15 protein-coding genes are annotated in these 17,328 nt (G+C 37.1%); 10 read left to right on the forward strand and 5 right to left on the reverse strand.

The annotated features are described in order from the left end of the window. Positions 1-38 precede the first annotated feature (38 nt). From ABJ974_RS14190 to ABJ974_RS14200, 3 genes are all read right to left on the reverse strand, one after another. Positions 39-1,901, reverse strand: coding sequence for a M1 family metallopeptidase (locus ABJ974_RS14190; protein WP_419868883.1), 1,863 nt, complete (start codon positions 1,899-1,901; stop codon positions 39-41). 87 nt (positions 1,902-1,988) lie between these two features. After that, complete coding sequence (locus ABJ974_RS14195; protein WP_419868884.1) at positions 1,989-2,816, reverse strand: endonuclease/exonuclease/phosphatase family protein; 828 nt, start codon at positions 2,814-2,816, stop codon at positions 1,989-1,991. Positions 2,817-2,841: 25 nt separating this feature from the next. Then, positions 2,842-3,723, reverse strand: coding sequence for an SDR family oxidoreductase (locus ABJ974_RS14200; protein ID WP_419868885.1), 882 nt, complete (start codon positions 3,721-3,723; stop codon positions 2,842-2,844). 125 nt (positions 3,724-3,848) lie between these two features. Here ABJ974_RS14200 and ABJ974_RS14205 point away from each other — a divergent pair, with 125 nt between their 5' ends. Further along, positions 3,849-6,149, forward strand: coding sequence for a GH92 family glycosyl hydrolase (locus ABJ974_RS14205; protein ID WP_419868886.1), 2,301 nt, complete (start codon positions 3,849-3,851; stop codon positions 6,147-6,149). Between the two features lie 24 nt (positions 6,150-6,173). Here the strand turns inward: ABJ974_RS14205 and ABJ974_RS14210 are convergent, their stop codons facing one another. Then, positions 6,174-7,511 carry a dihydroorotase gene (locus tag ABJ974_RS14210; protein WP_419868887.1) on the reverse strand — a complete coding sequence of 446 codons (1,338 nt, stop codon included), beginning with the start codon at positions 7,509-7,511 and terminating at the stop codon, positions 6,174-6,176. A 112-nt stretch (positions 7,512-7,623) separates the two neighbouring features. Between ABJ974_RS14210 and ABJ974_RS14215 the strand changes: the two genes are divergently transcribed. From ABJ974_RS14215 to ribA, 8 genes are all read left to right on the forward strand, one after another. Next, complete coding sequence (locus tag ABJ974_RS14215; protein ID WP_419868888.1) at positions 7,624-9,048, forward strand: oligosaccharide flippase family protein; 1,425 nt, start codon at positions 7,624-7,626, stop codon at positions 9,046-9,048. 143 nt (positions 9,049-9,191) lie between these two features. Further along, positions 9,192-10,211 carry a sugar phosphate nucleotidyltransferase gene (locus ABJ974_RS14220; protein WP_419868889.1) on the forward strand — a complete coding sequence of 340 codons (1,020 nt, stop codon included), beginning with the start codon at positions 9,192-9,194 and terminating at the stop codon, positions 10,209-10,211. A gap of 92 nt (positions 10,212-10,303) precedes the next feature. Beyond that, positions 10,304-11,140, forward strand: a complete 837-nt coding sequence (locus ABJ974_RS14225) for a DUF4292 domain-containing protein (RefSeq protein WP_419868890.1) — start codon at positions 10,304-10,306, stop codon at positions 11,138-11,140. After that, positions 11,137-12,693, forward strand: coding sequence for a murein hydrolase activator EnvC family protein (locus ABJ974_RS14230; protein ID WP_419868891.1), 1,557 nt, complete (start codon positions 11,137-11,139; stop codon positions 12,691-12,693). The genes ABJ974_RS14225 and ABJ974_RS14230 overlap by 4 nt, the downstream gene beginning before the upstream one ends. Before the next feature lie 31 nt (positions 12,694-12,724). Continuing rightward, on the forward strand, positions 12,725-12,937 hold the full coding sequence (locus ABJ974_RS14235; RefSeq protein ID WP_419868892.1) for a twin-arginine translocase TatA/TatE family subunit: 213 nt from the start codon (positions 12,725-12,727) through the stop codon (positions 12,935-12,937). 17 nt (positions 12,938-12,954) lie between these two features. Then, positions 12,955-13,569 carry a DUF4254 domain-containing protein gene (locus ABJ974_RS14240; RefSeq protein ID WP_419868893.1) on the forward strand — a complete coding sequence of 205 codons (615 nt, stop codon included), beginning with the start codon at positions 12,955-12,957 and terminating at the stop codon, positions 13,567-13,569. Next, positions 13,566-14,024 (forward strand): hypothetical protein, encoded by a 459-nt coding sequence (locus tag ABJ974_RS14245; RefSeq protein WP_419868894.1) that lies wholly within the window; start codon positions 13,566-13,568, stop codon positions 14,022-14,024. Before ABJ974_RS14240 ends, ABJ974_RS14245 begins: the two co-directional genes overlap by 4 nt. A 19-nt stretch (positions 14,025-14,043) precedes the next feature. Then, positions 14,044-14,646: a GTP cyclohydrolase II gene (gene ribA, locus ABJ974_RS14250; protein ID WP_419868895.1), complete on the forward strand. Its 603-nt coding sequence runs from the start codon at positions 14,044-14,046 to the stop codon at positions 14,644-14,646. Positions 14,647-14,963: 317 nt separating this feature from the next. Here ribA and ABJ974_RS14255 read toward each other — a convergent pair whose 3' ends face one another. Beyond that, positions 14,964-15,491 carry a hypothetical protein gene (locus ABJ974_RS14255; protein WP_419868896.1) on the reverse strand — a complete coding sequence of 176 codons (528 nt, stop codon included), beginning with the start codon at positions 15,489-15,491 and terminating at the stop codon, positions 14,964-14,966. A 114-nt stretch (positions 15,492-15,605) separates the two neighbouring features. Here ABJ974_RS14255 and ABJ974_RS14260 point away from each other — a divergent pair, with 114 nt between their 5' ends. Beyond that, complete coding sequence (locus ABJ974_RS14260; protein ID WP_419868897.1) at positions 15,606-17,324, forward strand: glycoside hydrolase family 3 protein; 1,719 nt, start codon at positions 15,606-15,608, stop codon at positions 17,322-17,324. Positions 17,325-17,328: the final 4 nt, after the last annotated feature.

Genomic DNA, 17,328 nt, shown 5'->3' on the forward strand with positions numbered 1-17,328 from the left:
AATAATCAAAAGGCCCGGGAGATCCCGGGCCTTTCATATTATATACTTCTCATATTATCTTTCGGCGTATAATCCATAAAAAGACCTCCATCCAAAAATACGGACTTCACTTCTTTTGTAATAGGAATTGTCAGGTTGGATCTCTTCTGATTTTTCTCCCATACCGAAGGAGTAAAATGCAGTTTTTCCATAGCATTATCTTTATAGGTAACAACCACATCAAAAGGGATAGCAAAACCTCCTACATTCTCTATATTCACAGTAAGCAGATTATTATTTTGTGTGAGATTATTCACTTTCAGATCTATATAATTATTAGTGTAGAACCAGTTATTCCAAAACCAATTAAGATCTTTACCTGACCCTGTATTCATAGAGTAAAAGAAATCCCACGGGATGGGGTGCTTCCCATTCCAGTTGTTCATATAATGGTGTAATGCTTTTTTAAATACTTCATCTCCCAGATAATCTTTGAGTGCAAGGTATGATAAGGAAGCTTTTACATAGGAATTATTTCCGTAGCCCGCTCCGCTTACCTGTGTACTCATGGTAATGATAGGTTGATCCTGTTCCGCGGAAGGATCATTAATCCATTTTTTCACTCTGAAATTCTGATAAAATTCTTTAGCTGCTTTTTCACCGTTTTCGTCTATACCGATCAGGTATTCCAATGTGGTTGCCCAGCCTTCATCCATAAATGCATATCGGGTCTCATTAATTCCCATATAGAAAGGAAAATAGGTATGGGCAATCTCATGATCGGCTGTTAGCCTGGCATCTTTAAGATCATCTGGAATACTTGTATCATTGATCATCATCGGGTATTCCATATCTGCATATCCCTGAATAGCCGTCATTACCGGATAAGGGTATTCTACTCCCGGCCAGTTCCTGGAAAACCAGTCTATATTATAACGCATCCAGTCTACATAGTGTTCAAAATCTTTCGCATTGTTCTGATAGCCTGCCTGTACGCTTACTCTTTTTGTTTTCAGCTGGACGCTTGCCGCATCCCAAACATAATGGTTACTTAAAGCAAAACAAAAATCCGTAATATGATCTGCCTTAAATTTCCATACATTCCATTTATTCTGCCTGGTCACTTTTTCAGATTTCATTTCTGATTCAGAGGCAATATGAATGACCTTATCACTTTTTAAGGAAGCCTTATATCTTTTCAGGTATTCCGGCTGAAGAACCTCTTCCGGATTCAGGAAATTACCGGTAGCCCAAACTACATAATTCTTGGGAACGGAAATTGCAAAATTATAATCATTGAAATCATTATAAAACTCCTGCCTGTCGGAATGTGGCAACATATCCCATCCGTTGTAATCATCATACACCGAAATCCGGGGAAATGAATAGGCTACATAAAATGTCTGGGGATCAATCTGTCCTTCACGTCCACTCTGAACCGATAAAGGATATTCCCATTCTATTTTAATCTCCGCTTTGGATTTTGCCTTTAAAGCAGTCGTAAGCTTTACTTTTTCCACAGTCCCCCAATCGTCACTGTTCACTTCATATTTTTCACCGTTTACGATAAAGGATTTGATATCGAGCCCTGAACTCAAAAAATCTTTAGATACAAAACCTGATCTCGGAGATTGGGGCTTATGAAGGTTATTCACAAATCTTACGGCCAGATCATGCAGATCATTAGGACTGTTATTGGTATAAATAATTGTTTCCTTTCCTGAAATCACTTTTGTATTTGCATCTACTTTTACCTCTACATAATACACCCCTTTATTCTGCCAATAATTTTTTCCAGGGGCTCCGGAAAGGTCTCTCGTTTCATTATCATAGGCTTTCTTAATATTCCTCGGCATATAAAGCTCCTGTGCTGAAAATTGCCATGAAGTCATTAATAATAAACCTAAAATCAGTTTCTTCATTTAAATTATTTTTATTTTTTTTAAAGTCAATAAGTCATTATTCATCTATAAAATTAACAAAAAAAGGCAATAAAATTGCCTTTCTTACTAAAACTGTACATCCACAATGACCGGAAAATGATCAGAAGGATATAACAAATTTTCCCGCCTGTCATTAATATGCCTATGGGATTTTATTTTTAAATCTTTTACAAAAATATAATCGATTCTCTCTTTGGGTACTTCATTTACATTAAAATTGGTAAATGTTCCCACAGGACCGTAATGCTTTGTTTCCGAATGATAGAAACTGTCTTGTAAACCTTCGGAAAGAATTTTAATCGGTTCCGTATCATCTGTTAAATTAAAGTCTCCGCTTAATGTTACAGGAAGATCTTTAGGATTAAGCTCCTTTATTTTCTTAAGAATCAAGCCTGCTGATTTTTCTCTTGCCACATTTCCGATATGATCGAAGTGTAAGTTCATCGCAAGAAATTCTTTTTTAGATTTTTTATCTTTAAAAATAGCATAGGTACACACGCGGTTATACGCTGCATCCCAGCCTTTTGAGGGTATATCCGGAGTTTCCGAAAGCCAGAACGTACCGGATTTTACCACATCAAGTCTTTCCGTATTGTAAAAAATAGCGGAAAACTCTCCTTTTTCTTTTCCATCATCCCTGCCTACGCCTACATAATTGTAGTTTTTCAATCCGTTTTTAATATCTTTCATCTGCTGAGGTAAAGCTTCCTGAACCCCGAAATAATCGGGATGATAATAATTTAACAGATCTACTGCATCCTGTTTTCTTTCCGTCCAGGCATTTTCTTTATCCGATTCTACCTGTAGCCGGATGTTGAAACTCATCACTTTCAGATCCTGGGCCATTGTAAAGGCAGTAAAGAATAAAGGTAAAGCAAAGAATAGTCTTTTCATGTGTATCGATTAGTTTATTGATTTTTTAGTTGGACTTTCTGGCTTTGATCATCGCTTCTAACGCATCCCACATTTCGTTAGGTATTTCTTCCAGCATATTGAACTCCCCAGCTCCCTGCAGCCATTCACCTCCGTCAATTGTCACCACTTCCCCATTCATATAAGCTGAGTAATCTGAGACTAAATAAGCCGCTAAGTTAGCCAATTCCTGATGTTCTCCTACCCTTCTCAACGGAACTTTTTTCTTCATATCAAATTTCTCCTGCAGATCTCCCGGTAACAGTCTGTCCCAGGCACCTTTAGTAGGAAACGGTCCCGGTGCGATCGCATTAAAACGGATTCCATACTTTGCCCATTCTACCGCTAGAGATCTTGTCATCGCCAAAACTCCTGCTTTCGCACAGGCAGAAGGAACTACAAAAGCAGATCCCGTCCAGGAATACGTCGTAACAATATTAAGCACCGTTCCGGAAATTTTGGAATCTATCCAATACTTACCAATGGAAAGGGTACAGTTTTTAGTTCCTTTTAAAACAATATCCAGAATAGAATCAAATGCCGAATGCGTCAGCCTTTCCGTAGGAGAAATAAAGTTTCCGGCTGCATTATTCAGTAAAATATCAATTTTTCCAAATTCCCTGATGGCTGCTTCCCTCATGGCTTCCACCTCATCCCAGTTTCTTACGTCACACGCCACACAAAGCACTTTCCCACCGGTTTCCTCTTCTAATTCCTTAGCCGTTACCTGCAGTTTTTCCAGGTTTCTTGAAGTGATTACTACTTTGGCACCTAACTGAAGAAAATATCTGGTCATCGCTTTTCCAAGACCACTACCACCGCCGGTTACAACAGCCACCTTATCTTTTAATGCGCCTTCACGCAGCATAGGTTGAGCATATAGATTCATAATTTTTTATTTTTTCTAAAAATACTAAATATTATAAGGAAAGACATTAGAATGTATTATAAATAAATGTAATAAATAATGATTCCTTTTTTTGATTATTTTTATCCCTTAAAATTCTTATATCTATGAAAAGATCCGGAATCTACATTCTTTTAAGCTTATTATTATTCAATGTATATGGCAAGGCACAGCATTTTGAAAAGCTTTACCAATATGTCAATCCTTTAATCGGGACAGAAAAGATGGGTCATACTTATCCCGGCGCTACCGTACCTTTCGGTTCCGTGCAGCTGAGCCCGGAAACAGACACCATCTCTTATGAGCTCAATGGAAAATACAATGGGGAGGTTTATAAATACTGCGCAGGTTACAGGTATGAGGATAAAACCATCGTGGGTTTCAGCTCCACACATTTCAGTGGAACCGGACATTCGGATTTGGGAGATTTTTTAATAATACCAACCGAAGGAAAGCTACAACTCAATCCCGGAACGGCTTCTCACCCTGAAACGGGTTACAGAAGCAGATTCTCTCACGAAAATGAAAAAGCCGAAGCAGGCTATTATAAGGTAAGGCTCGAGGACCATAATATTGTAGCAGAGCTTACGGCAACCACAAGGGTCGGAGTTCACCGTTATACTTTTCCTAAGTCTGATAAATCCCATATTATCCTGGACCTGATGGCTGGAATCTATAATTATGATGGTAAAAATATCTGGACCTATGTACGGGTAGAAAATGACCAAACTATAACGGGTTACAGGCAGACCAATGGATGGGCAAGAACAAGGACGGTTTATTTTGCCATGAAATTTTCAAAACCTTTTAAATCTTACGGTCAGAAAAATTATGACGGCAAACAGGTATACGGAGGTTTTTGGAGAAAATTCGATCAGACTAAAAATTTTCCGGAAATAGCAGGAAGAAATCTAAAAATGCATTTTGATTTTGATACGGATGAAAATGAAGCCATAGAAGTTAAGCTGGCTATCTCACCGGTAAGCCAGGCCAATGCTTTGGAAAACCTGGAAAAAGAAACAGGAAATCTATCTTTTGATCAGGTGAAGACCAACGCACAGGAAAACTGGAATAAAGAGCTTAACAGAATTATTATCAAAGGTTCGGAGATTCAAAAGACCAACTTCTACACCGCTATGTACCATACTTTCATCAACCCTACTACCTATATGGATGTTAACAGCGATTACAAAGGGCTGGATCAGAATATTCATAAAGCGGAAGGGTTTACTAATTATACGACGTTTTCCCTCTGGGATACTTACCGTGCGCTGCATCCGTTTTTCAATATCATTCAGCCTGAGAGAAATAATGATATGATAAAATCAATGATAGCTCATTACCGTCAGTTTTCCATGAAGATGCTTCCCGTATGGTCCCATTACGCCAATGAAAACTGGTGCATGAGTGGGTATCACAGTGTAAGCCTCATTTCTGATGCTATTATTAAAGGGGTATATAAAGGAGACCCTGAAGAAGCTCTGAAAGCCTGCGTGGAAACAGCCAGCAAGCGGGATTATGAAGGCATAGGTTTCTATATGGATTTGGGCTACATTCCTGCTGAAAAAAACGGGACTTCCATTTCCAATACTTTAGAATATGCTTATGACGATTGGGCTATTGCCCAACTGGCAAAACATCTGGGTAGAACAGAAATTTACAATCAATTTATAAAACGTTCCGAAAACTGGAAAAATAATTTTGACAAGACAACAGGATTTATGCGTCCCCGTTTGGCAGACGGAAGCTTCAAGAAAGATTTTAATGCTTTAAGTACACACGGACAGGGTTTCATCGAAGGAAACTCCTGGAACTACAGTTTCTTTGTTCCTCAAAATCCTGATGAACTGATCCAATTAATGGGCGGAAAGAAAAAATTTGCAGGTAAACTGGATGAATTATTCACTATGCATTTACCGGATGAATTTTTTGCCGATACCGAAGACATTACCCGGGAAGGTATCATTGGTGGCTATGTACATGGAAATGAGCCTGCCCATCATGTTGCTTATCTGTACAACTGGGCGGATCAGCCGTGGAAAACTCAGGCCCAGGTCCGACATATTTTGGATATGCAATATAAAGCTACCCCGGACGGATTGGGAGGAAATGATGATACCGGGCAGATGAGCGCATGGTATATTCTGAGCGCTCTCGGATTTTATCCTGTGGCTCCAGGATCGGATAATTATTCCATAGGAAGTCCCGCCGTTGATTCTGCTGTTCTTCATTTAGAAAATGGAAAAACTTTTGAAGTGGAAGCTATTGATCAGGGACCGCAGAATGTGTATGTTGAAAAAGTGGTTTTAAACGGAAAAGAAATTAAAAACTTTACTTTAAAACATTCTGAAATCATGAATGGTGGAAAATTAACCTTCTATATGAGCAGCAAGGCCAAAAAAAGATAAAAGACTGCAAATTGCAGTCTTTTTTTATTCTTTAACTTCAAAAAGCAAACGCTCTCCAAATTTTTCTTCTTTCACTTTACCGTTGTCATACGCCAGGTTTCCATTCACAAAAGTATGGGTTACCTTGGAGTGGAAATTGGATCCTTCAAGGGGGCTCCATCCACATTTAGATAAAATATTCTCTTTAGCCACCGTCCAGTTTTCATTTAAGTCCACCAGAACCAAATCTGCTTTGTACCCTTCCCTGATGTATCCTCTTTTTTCGATTCTAAAAAGGATAGCCGGATTATGAGACATCTTTTCAACAATTTTTTCAAGAGAAATCTTTCCGTTTTTATAATTCTCAAGCATAACCACTAATGAATGTTGTACCAATGGAGCTCCAGACGGGCATTTTGTGTAGACATTCTGCTTTTCTTCCCATGTATGTGGGGCATGATCCGTTGCAATTACATCGATTCTGTCATCTAAAAGAGCAGCCCAAAGCCCATCTTTATCCTTTTGGGTTTTTACTGCAGGATTCCATTTGATCAGCGCTCCCTTGGTTTCATAGTCTTCGTTGGTAAACGTAAGGTGATGAACACAGACCTCGGCCGTGATCTTTTTATCCTTTAATGGAATATCATTGCGGAATAGTTCTGTTTCTTTTGCTGTTGACAAGTGGAAAACATGCAATCTGGCACCTGTCTTTTTTGCTAATTCTATTGCTTTGGAGGAAGATTTATAGCAGGCTTCCTCACTTCTGATGAGGTGATGGAATTTAACCGGGATATCATCTCCATACTGATCTATATAGTGTTGGGTATTTGCTTTAATAGTTGCTTCATCTTCACAATGAACGGCAATCAGCATTTTTGTATTGCTGAAAATATTTTCTAACGTCTCCGGGTTGTCAACCAGCATATTTCCTGTAGACGAACCGAGAAAAAGTTTGATTCCCGGAACATTTCTGGGATTTGTTTTTAATACTTCTTCAAGATTATCGTTGGTTCCTCCCATCATGAATCCGTAATTGGCATACGCTTTCCGGGACGCTATTTCGTATTTATCTGCCAGTAATTCCTGTGTTACCGCATTGGGAACCGTGTTAGGCTGATCGATAAAGCTGGTTACGCCGCCTGCAACAGCAGCACGGGATTCACTTTCTATATCTCCTTTATGGGTCAATCCGGGTTCACGAAAATGGACCTGATCGTCAATCACTCCCGGAAGAAGATATTTTCCCGAACCATCTATTACCTGATCTGCTTCTTCTTCAATTTGAGGATTTATTTTAGAAATTAAATCATTTTCAATCAAAATATCGCGTTCCAATATTTGACCTTCATTAACGATTTTTACATTTTTGATTAGGGTCTTCATTTACTTTTCTTTAGACTTAGATAAGATACAAAATTAAGGTTTATGAATGAATTTTAACACCTGCAATAAGAAATCAATTTCTAAATTTTTACATTTGCAAGAAATTTCAATTTTGAAGAAACTTCTCAACGAGACTATAATATATGGTGTGGGGGCGATTATGCCAAGAGTGATCCTGTTCATTCTTAACCCCTTATATATCAACCAGATCGAAAACAAGGATTTTGCTATATTTTCAAACTTATATGCTCTTATTTCTTTTGTAAACATTATGTTGTCTTTCGGTTTTGAAACTGCCTTTTTCCGTTTCTCTTCCGAGAAAGAAAATGAAAAGAAAACATTCAATACATCTTTCTGGTTCTTATTCGGATTATCAACACTTTTTCTGTTGATATGCCTGATTTTTAGCCAGCCTATTGCCGACACACTGCAATATTCCTCTAATCCCGAATATATACGCTGGTTTGCATGGATCGCCTTCTTTGATAATCTTTGTGTTATCCCTTTTGCATGGCTCCGTTACAATAATAAACCGATAAAGTATTCTTTAGTAAGAATTTGCCAGTCATTTTTTCAAACCATTTTCACCATTGCTTTGTTCCTGTACATTCCTTTGAGTGTATCTCAAGGTTTTGGGCTAAAAGAGAAAGTTTCTTTCCCTTTTTACAGTAATTTGGCAGCCAGCTTTTTAGGTTTCTTATTATTGCTGCCTGTCGTTTCCAAAGTACGTTTTCAGTTTTCCACTGATCTTTTCAAAAGAATGATTAAGTATTCCTGGCCGGTGATGATTGCAGGATTGGCTTTTATGTTTAATGAAAACTTTGATAAAGCGGTTCAGATCTGGTACATCCCTGATGAAGATGCCGGAGCTTATGGTGGCTGCTACAAACTTGCCGTACTGATGACCCTGTTTGTGACTGCTTACAGAATGGGAATAGAGCCTTTCTTTTTTAAGCAGATGAATAATGAGAATGCCCAGAAGACATATGCTAAAGTAACCGAATATTTCACCTTCTTTGCCTCAACTGTCGCTATGGGAATTATCGCCAACATTTCGTGGTTAAAGCAAATTTTAATTCCGAACAGTTCTTACTGGAACGCCATTGATATCATTCCCATCATTGTAATAGCCAACCTTTGTTTTGGGATTTACTATAATTTTTCCACGTGGTATAAGGTGACGGACCGAACGCAGGTTGGTACTGTTATTTCATGGTTGGGAGCAGGAATTACCATTGCTTTAAATCTTCTGTTTCTTACGAAATACGGATTTATGGTTTCGGCCTGGGTTACTTTTATAGCCTATTTTGTAATGATGGTTACTTCTTATCTTTTGGGTCAGAAGTATTATCCTATTCCCTACCGTATAAAGAAAATGTCATTTTTCCTCGGGCTGCTTATCGTCTTTAGTTTTATTACCGTATATTTTTTCAATTATAACTTTTGGATCGGCAACATTTTATTTATTATTTACGCTGCAATATTAATTTATAGTGAAAAAAATACAATTTTATCAAAAACACAAAAGAGGATTTAATATTTGGTATTTATTTTGATACTTACCAACCCGATTACTTCATAAAAAACAAGAAAGCTGATAAATATTACTTCCTGCAAAACCGTTATTAGCTATCTTTATAACATTAAAACAACTAAATAAATACAATACCTATATAGTTTATGAAAATTATTGTTCCTATGGCCGGACGTGGCTCCAGACTTCGTCCCCATACATTAACTGTTCCTAAGCCCCTCATCCCCATTGCCGGCAAACCTATAGTCCAGAGACTTGTGGAAGATATCGCAAAAGTAGCCGGAGAAAAAATAGAGGAAGTTGCTTTTATTATCGGGGACTTTGGCCCTGACATTGAAAAATCCCTTATACAGGTTGCTGAAAGATTAGGTGCAAAAGGAAGCATCTATTACCAGGAAGACCCCCTTGGAACAGCTCATGCAATAAAGTGTGCCGAAGAGTCTATGCAGGGTGACGTAGTGGTTGCATTTGCAGATACTTTATTCCGTGCAGATTTTAAATTAGATAAAAATTCGGATGGTGTGATCTGGGTTAAAAAAGTGGAGGATCCATCTGCATTCGGAGTGGTAAAACTGGATGATTATGGTTTTATTACCGACTTTATAGAAAAACCTCAAAACTTCGTTTCCGATCTGGCCATTATTGGTATTTATTACTTCAATAGTGCAGAAAAGCTGATGAACGAAATCAACTATATCATGGAAAATGATATTAAGCAAGGTGGAGAATATCAGCTCACCACCGCTTTGGAAAACCTTAGATCCAAAGGTGCGAAGTTTTCTTTAGGAAAGGTGGACGACTGGATGGACTGTGGAAATAAAAATGCTACGGTGGAAACCAATGGAAAAATTTTAGAATACGAAAAAGAGGAAATGGGTAAATATCCCGCGTCTGCCAATATTGAAAATTCTCTTATTATCCAACCATGTTTTATCGGAGAAAATGTACAGATCTCCAATTCCAAAATAGGACCGGGAGTTTCATTGGGTAACAATACCATTATCATCAATTCCAATATCGATAATTCCTTAATTCAGGAAAATACGGTGATAGACCATGGAAATCTATCCAACTCCATGATTGGAAACTCCGCACAGTATTTCGGGGTGGCCAGGGAGATTTCACTGGGTGATTATTCCGTACTGGATTTCTTAAATAAAGAATAAGATTATAATTTAAATAAGAACACCGCCAAACCACACAAAAGATTTTGTGTGGTTTGGCGTTAATATTGCAAAATGTTTACTTAAAATTGAATATGAAAAATTGGATCACTTTAATTTTCATCACATTAGCATTACTTTCCTGTAAAACAAGAAAGACTGCGGGACTTTCAAACCCTCAGCAGGACAGTACTCAATATTCAGGAAATCAACCCATTGACACAGGTGAAGATATATCAGACAGACTTTCTTTTTATGAAAAAATCTATGTTCAGCCCAAATTTGAATCTGTAAAGATCAATAGCAAAATAACAGCTGATAATATAAAAGTAAGTCCTTTGGATGCTACCATTTATATTGAAAGTGATAAAAAGATATGGGCCAATATTAATTTTTTGTTTTTTAATGCAGCCCGATCACTTATCACACCGGACGGGCTCAAAGCTTTAGATAAGTATAATAAGAATTATATAGATTCCGATTTCAATTATCTTAATAACTTACTGAATGTTAACTTTATAGATTATAAAAGCCTAGAAAAACTGCTTATGGGAAGAACTTTCTTTACCCTTAGCGACCGTAATGCCCGTATCACCAAAAATATGCAGGGCTACCAGCTTTCTTCCATTTCCAATCAGAAGATAGAAACGGGAGGAAAAACCCGGGAATATAAAGTTAACTATCAATACTCCAATGATTATGATTTGCTGCAGGTAAAACTTCAGGATGTTAACTCGGATGATTCGGTGGAAATCCTGTATGATGGCTGGGAGACGTTTGAAAATAACCTTAAACTCCCTAAATATGTTAAAATAATTATAAAAGGTTCAAAAACGAGCCAGATCTTATTAGAAAATACGAAATTTGGCTTTTCTAAAATGGAAACACCTTATTCAGTTCCAGCCAATTATAAGAAAATTGAGATTAAATGATTAAAAAATTTAGCTTTTTAATAGGAATTTTGTTGTTCGGATTGCACTTTGGGCAAAAAAAAGAGCAGTTGCAAAAACAAAATGCTGAACTTAAAAAACAAATTGCACAGATCAATTCGGATTTAGCAAAAACAAGAAATGAATCCAAGCTTTCTATTGCTTATCTCACCAATGTCAATAAAAAATTAGCATTAAGAGAGAAGGTATATAATAATACTCAAAAAGAAAAAAGATTTATCGAAGATGAAATCTATCTTCGTCAGTTAGAAATCAATCGTCAGAACAGAGAATTGGCAGTTTTAAGAAAAAACTATGCTGAAGTTTTGGTGAATGCCTATAAAAACAAAGGGGTACAGAATAAAGTAACTTTCATCCTTTCTTCTAAAAACCTGGGAGAAGCATTAAGAAGGGTTCAGTATCTCAAGCAATATTCCGATTATCAGGATAAAAAAGCGGCTGAAATTTCCAATGCGGCAACGCAGTTGAAAAAATCAATCGCCCAAAAACAAAAATCAGCAAGAGATAAAGAGCAGCTTTTGGTCAATCAACAAAAAGATTTGACTACGATCAATGCAGAACGTGCTCAAAAAGAGCAGCTGGTTGCAGAATTTAAGAAAAATGAATCGCAACTGACTGCAGAACTGAAACAGAAGCAGACTCAATCTAAAGCATTAGAAGGACAGATCCGTTCTATCATTGCTGAGGAAATAAGAATTGCCAAAGCTGAAGAAGAGGCCAGAAAAAAAGCTGAAGCAGAAAAAATACGTCTGGCAAAGCTAGCCGCCGAGAGAGAAAAAGCAAGGATAGAAGCGGAAAACAAGGCAAGGGCTGAAGCCCTTGAAAGGGAAAGAAAGCTAGCGGAAGCTGAGGCTAAGAGAGCTGCTGAACTTGCAGCAAAACGTGCAGAAGAGGAAAGAAAGCGTAATGAAGAAGCGGCGAGAGCAGAAGCCAGTGCGAGGGATGAAGCAAGAAAGATAGCAGCGGCAAAAGCATCAGAAGAAGCCAATGCTAAGGCTAGAGAAGCGGCGAATAAACTTGCGGCGGCAAAAGCAGCTGAAGCAGCTTTAGCAAAGAAAAAAGAAGATGAAAAGAAAGCAGCAGAATCTAAGGCGATGACCAACTTCGGTGTTTCGACTGCAGCAGGAAATAACTTTGCGGAAAACAGAGGTAAGCTGGGGTTCCCGGTTGACAAAGGGCAAATTACCCACCGTTTCGGAAGACAGCCTCACCCTGTTTTTAAAAATATCGTAGAGGAAAATAACGGAATAAAAATATCCGTACCTTCCGGCACCCGTGCCAAATCCGTATTCCCAGGTACCGTATCTTCTGTTTTAGCTAATAATGACGGTACCAAAACAGTTATTGTAAAACACGGAAGCTATTTCACAATTTATTCCAACTTAGGAAACGTAAATGTTTCAAAAGGCCAGCAAGTATCTGCAGGATCCATTGTAGGGACTGTAGGGCAGGATTTTGACGGTTCGTACACCCTTGATTTCCAGGTTTGGAACGGAAGTTCACCAGTTGATCCATTAGGTTGGGTTTCGTATTAAAAAAAGATTAACTTTGTAAAAAAGTTTAGAGATGGGAACATTAACAATATTAGCCTTATCATGGCAACACATCCTTATCGTAGCGATATTATTGGTATTGCTATTTGGAGGTAAAAAAATTCCTGAATTAATGAGAGGAGTAGGATCTGGTATCAAAGAATTCAAGGATGCTGTAAAAGAAGACGAAAAAACAGCTTCCGAGAACAAAAAATCTACAACAGATAATAATTCTGCTAGTAACTAACCATTCCCTATTAATTAATGAATTTCACAGAAACTGCCTGGAAAGTCTTCAATAAATCCATTGAAGATTATCATATTTTTGATGATGTCGATACTCCAATCAATAATCCTTTCGAAAAAGATAGTTTGGAACGGATTTTGTATGCAAAGAACTGGATTGATACCGTTCAATGGCATTTGGAAGATATTATTAGAGATGAAAACATAAATCCGACTGAAGCACTCGCATTAAAGAGAAGAATTGATAATTCAAATCAACAACGGACTGATTTAGTAGAGTTTATAGATAGTTGGTTTCTGGAAAAATTTAAAAATATCACTCCTAAACCTCATGCAAAGATAAACACAGAAACTCCCGCTTGGGCAGTAGACAGACTATCAATTCTTGCATTAAAGGTTTACCATATGTCGCTAGAAGCTCATAGAGAATCCGCAACGGAAGAACATCGCTTAAACTGCAGGGCAAAACTGGATGTTCTCCTTATGCAAAAAGAAGACCTATCGACTTCTATCGACCAATTGCTTGCCGATATTGAAAACGGTGACGTTAAGATGAAAGTGTACAAACAAATGAAAATGTACAATGATGAAAGTCTTAACCCAATCCTTTATCAAAAGGGGCAACAAAAATGAAAAAACTGTTTTTTTTTGGAGTACTAATCATTATCACTAGTTCTTGTGCAACGGAAAAATTAAATTTTTCTCCGCTGTCCAACAGCTTCTATAGTGAGGCAAAAGGCTCCGATTCGGATAAGGGATTAAAAGAAAGCATTAACATCAACGTTAAAGAAAACGTCAATGCTTCTGAAATATCAAATTTAATCTCCACTTTTCCAAAGTTTAAAAATGAAAAGCTTAATGAAGAGGTTACTACCCTGAAGTATAGCCTTCAGAATTATCTGTATGCCATAGATGCAGGAAATGTAGCAGGAAAAGACAGAGCGATCAAAAACTTTGAAAAATCATATAAAAAAATCCAGAAACTCAGAAACAATCTGGATCAGGATGATGATGAGGTGCTTAATCGATATTTAGTACGGTTAAAAACCAATACTACTGTTATCGAAGATTCTTTAAAAGGAAATTAAACTAATTGGGACAAATCAAATGATAAAAATTCAGGCGGAAGCCAATGTTCCTACGGAATATGGATCTTTCCGGATGATTGCTTTCTCCGAAAGTGAAGCAGACTGGATGCCACATATGGCCATTATCGCAGAAAATACAGATTTCTCAAAACCTGTGAATGTGCGATTTCATTCAGAATGTATTACCGGAGAAGTTTTCCATTCACAAAAATGCGAATGTGGCCAGCAACTAGATGCTGCCATGAAATACATCCACGAAAATGGAGGTGTCATCATCTATCTTCGTCAGGAAGGAAGAAATATAGGAATCATTAACAAATTAAAAGCTTATTCTTTACAGGAAAAAGGACTGGATACGGTAGAAGCCAATTTAAAACTGGGCCTTCCCGCAGATGACCGAAACTTTAATGTAGCTATCGATATCCTACATCTTTTAGGAATTAAAGATATTAATCTTCTTACCAATAACCCGGAAAAGGTAAAATATGTAGAAGAGAGCAATGTGCATCTTAACTCTAGAATTCCTTTACAGATACCTGCCAATGACATCAGCAGAGGTTATTTAAAGACTAAAAAGGATTATTTTGGGCATCTTCTTGATGAACAGGATGAACAGCCTTAAAATTAAAAGAAATATTACAAAAATAAAGCTTCAGAAATTTCCTGAGGCTTTTTATTTGCCTGTTTGGATAATTATCCAGCTACCATCCCAATTTTGCGGTTTCTATTTTTCTATTTTATCTAATAGAAACAGGTATTCATATCTTGAGATTTCATTAATCATATAATTTAAATCAACTGGAAGTTACAATCCCAGGCAATAATTTATTTTTCACCATTTTTTTTAGTGATCTATTTATTTTAATTATAAAATGAAAAAGCCTCGAAATTTCTTCCGAAGCTTAGTAATTATAAAAAATTGAAAAGATATATTCTTAATTAAAGAGCTTTAATCTTAGATTCATCAATGTTATAATACTTAATAACACTGTTATAGTCCTTATAATCTACAGGTGCTGCAGCTTTAGCGCTCTGTCCTGTGCTTGCAGGAATAACAACTAATCTAAAATTATTTCCATTCACATATGACATATTGTTGGTCAAATTCAATGTTGAATTGATATAAATGGCAAAATCAAACTTACTGAAATCAAATGAACACTCGATAGGATCATTATTTTGAGTATATATTGTATAAGGCAAAAGTTTCCATATTGGTGAATTGTTGTTGGTATCCCCCACATGCATATAAATAAGAACCATATCAGATTCTACTAATGCATTGGTAAATTGCTTATTATATACATATTCGTAGTCAGTATTTCTAGTAAAAACAGCATTATTAATATCATATGCTACCGGATAGGTATCTGTTCCAGGCTGTACAACAACATCATCATTGTTATCACAGCTATAAATAAAAAGGCTTACAAAAGCCATAAGAAAAAATGGAAGTAGTTTTTTCATTTTCATAAAAGTTTAGTCGTTATTGAATAGGCTAATTCAAAACATATACCAAAAAACACAAAAACATTTTTTATCATGATTTTTTTAATCGTATTTTTGTTCATATTCAAAATTATGAGCAAAATAGTCTACACTTCCCTCTTCCTATTTTCATTGTTCAGTCTACAACTCTCTGCCCAGTATCAGCCTAAGGATATCACCCAGACTGAGATGAACAAAGCCAATACATGGGTAAACAAAACCTACAATTCTCTATCACAGGATGAGAAGCTGGGACAGTTGTTTATTGTTGCTTTATATACCAATAAAGGTGAAGCTTATATCAATGAGATCCGAAATATTGTTGCGAAAGATAAGATCGGAGGATTAATCCTGATGCAGGAGGATGCAGCCAGAGAAATTACGCTGGTGAATGAATTCCAGCAAAAATCCAGAGTTCCCTTAATGATCGGAATGGATGCGGAATGGGGCCTGTACCAGAGAATTGCCACCGCACATAAATTTCCATGGGCTATTACGCTAGGAGCTATTCAGGATAAAAACCTGATCCATCAGATGTCTGCCAAAATAGCTGAAGACTGTAAAAGGATGGGCATAAACTGGGATTTTGCCCCTGTAGTAGATGTAAACACCAATCCTAACAATCCCATTATCGGCAACAGAAGTTTCGGTTCCGAAGTCCCGAATGTGATCAGCTCTGCTCTTGCCTATTCCAATGGGCTCCAGGATAACAATATACTTGCAGCTATAAAACATTTTCCGGGACATGGAGACACCAGTACAGACTCTCATCTGGACCTACCCGTAGTCTCCCATAAGATGGACCGGCTGAACGAAGTGGAGCTTGCACCTTTCAAAGCCCTTATAGATAAGGGGATCGGAGGTGTTATGGTAGCTCACCTGTATGTTCCGACCCTGGAAACAGGAACGGGAATTCCGGCTTCCGTTTCCAAAAATATTATTACCGGATTATTAAAAGAAAAATTAGGATATAAGGGTCTCATCATTACCGATGCCCTGAATATGGGAGCGGTTGCCAACAAATATAAACCGGGAGTACTAGACGCTATGGCTTTTGAAGCCGGAAATGATATCATGTTGTTTTCCCAGGGAGTTGCAGAAGGAAAAAAACTTATCCAAAATGCAATTAATACAGGGAAAATCCCACAATCAAGAGTAGAGGAAAGTGTAAAGAAAATCTTATTGACCAAATACTTTTTAGGGCTTCATTCTTATTCCCCAAGAGATCCTCAAAACATCAATACCGATCTCAATAATGATACTCATACCGCTTTGGTTCAAAATCTTTATTCAAATGCTTTAACTTTATTAAAGGATGAGCAACAACTCCTCCCTCTGAAAGGAAATTCTATTTATTATGTTCCTTTGGAAGAAGCTCCTTATCAGACTTTTGCCAATCAGTTGGGATCAAAAGTATTCTTAAAAAAAGCCAGTGAAATTAATACAATTCCTGCCAATTCTACCGTAATCGTAGGATTGCATAAAGATAATTCCACGGCTTATAAACCTTATAAAATCTCAGAGAATTCTAAAAGAATAATAGCTAACCTCAATAAAAATCAAAATATCATCTTAAATGTTTTCGGAAGTCCATATGCTTTAAAAGATATTGATGTTTCCGAAATATCAACCGTTTTAATCTCTTATGAGAACAATGATGATTCCATGGTTGCCACAGCGAATGCCCTGATGGGAAAAACCAAAATCTGGGGAAGGCTCCCGGTTTTAGTGAATGATAAATTAAAACCCGGAATGGGTATTGACCTGGAGGCTACTATGCCTTCCGTCATATTTACAACAACATCAAAATAGAAAA

This window comes from Chryseobacterium sp. CT-SW4 (assembly GCF_048572715.1).
Lineage (GTDB): Bacteria > Bacteroidota > Bacteroidia > Flavobacteriales > Weeksellaceae > Chryseobacterium.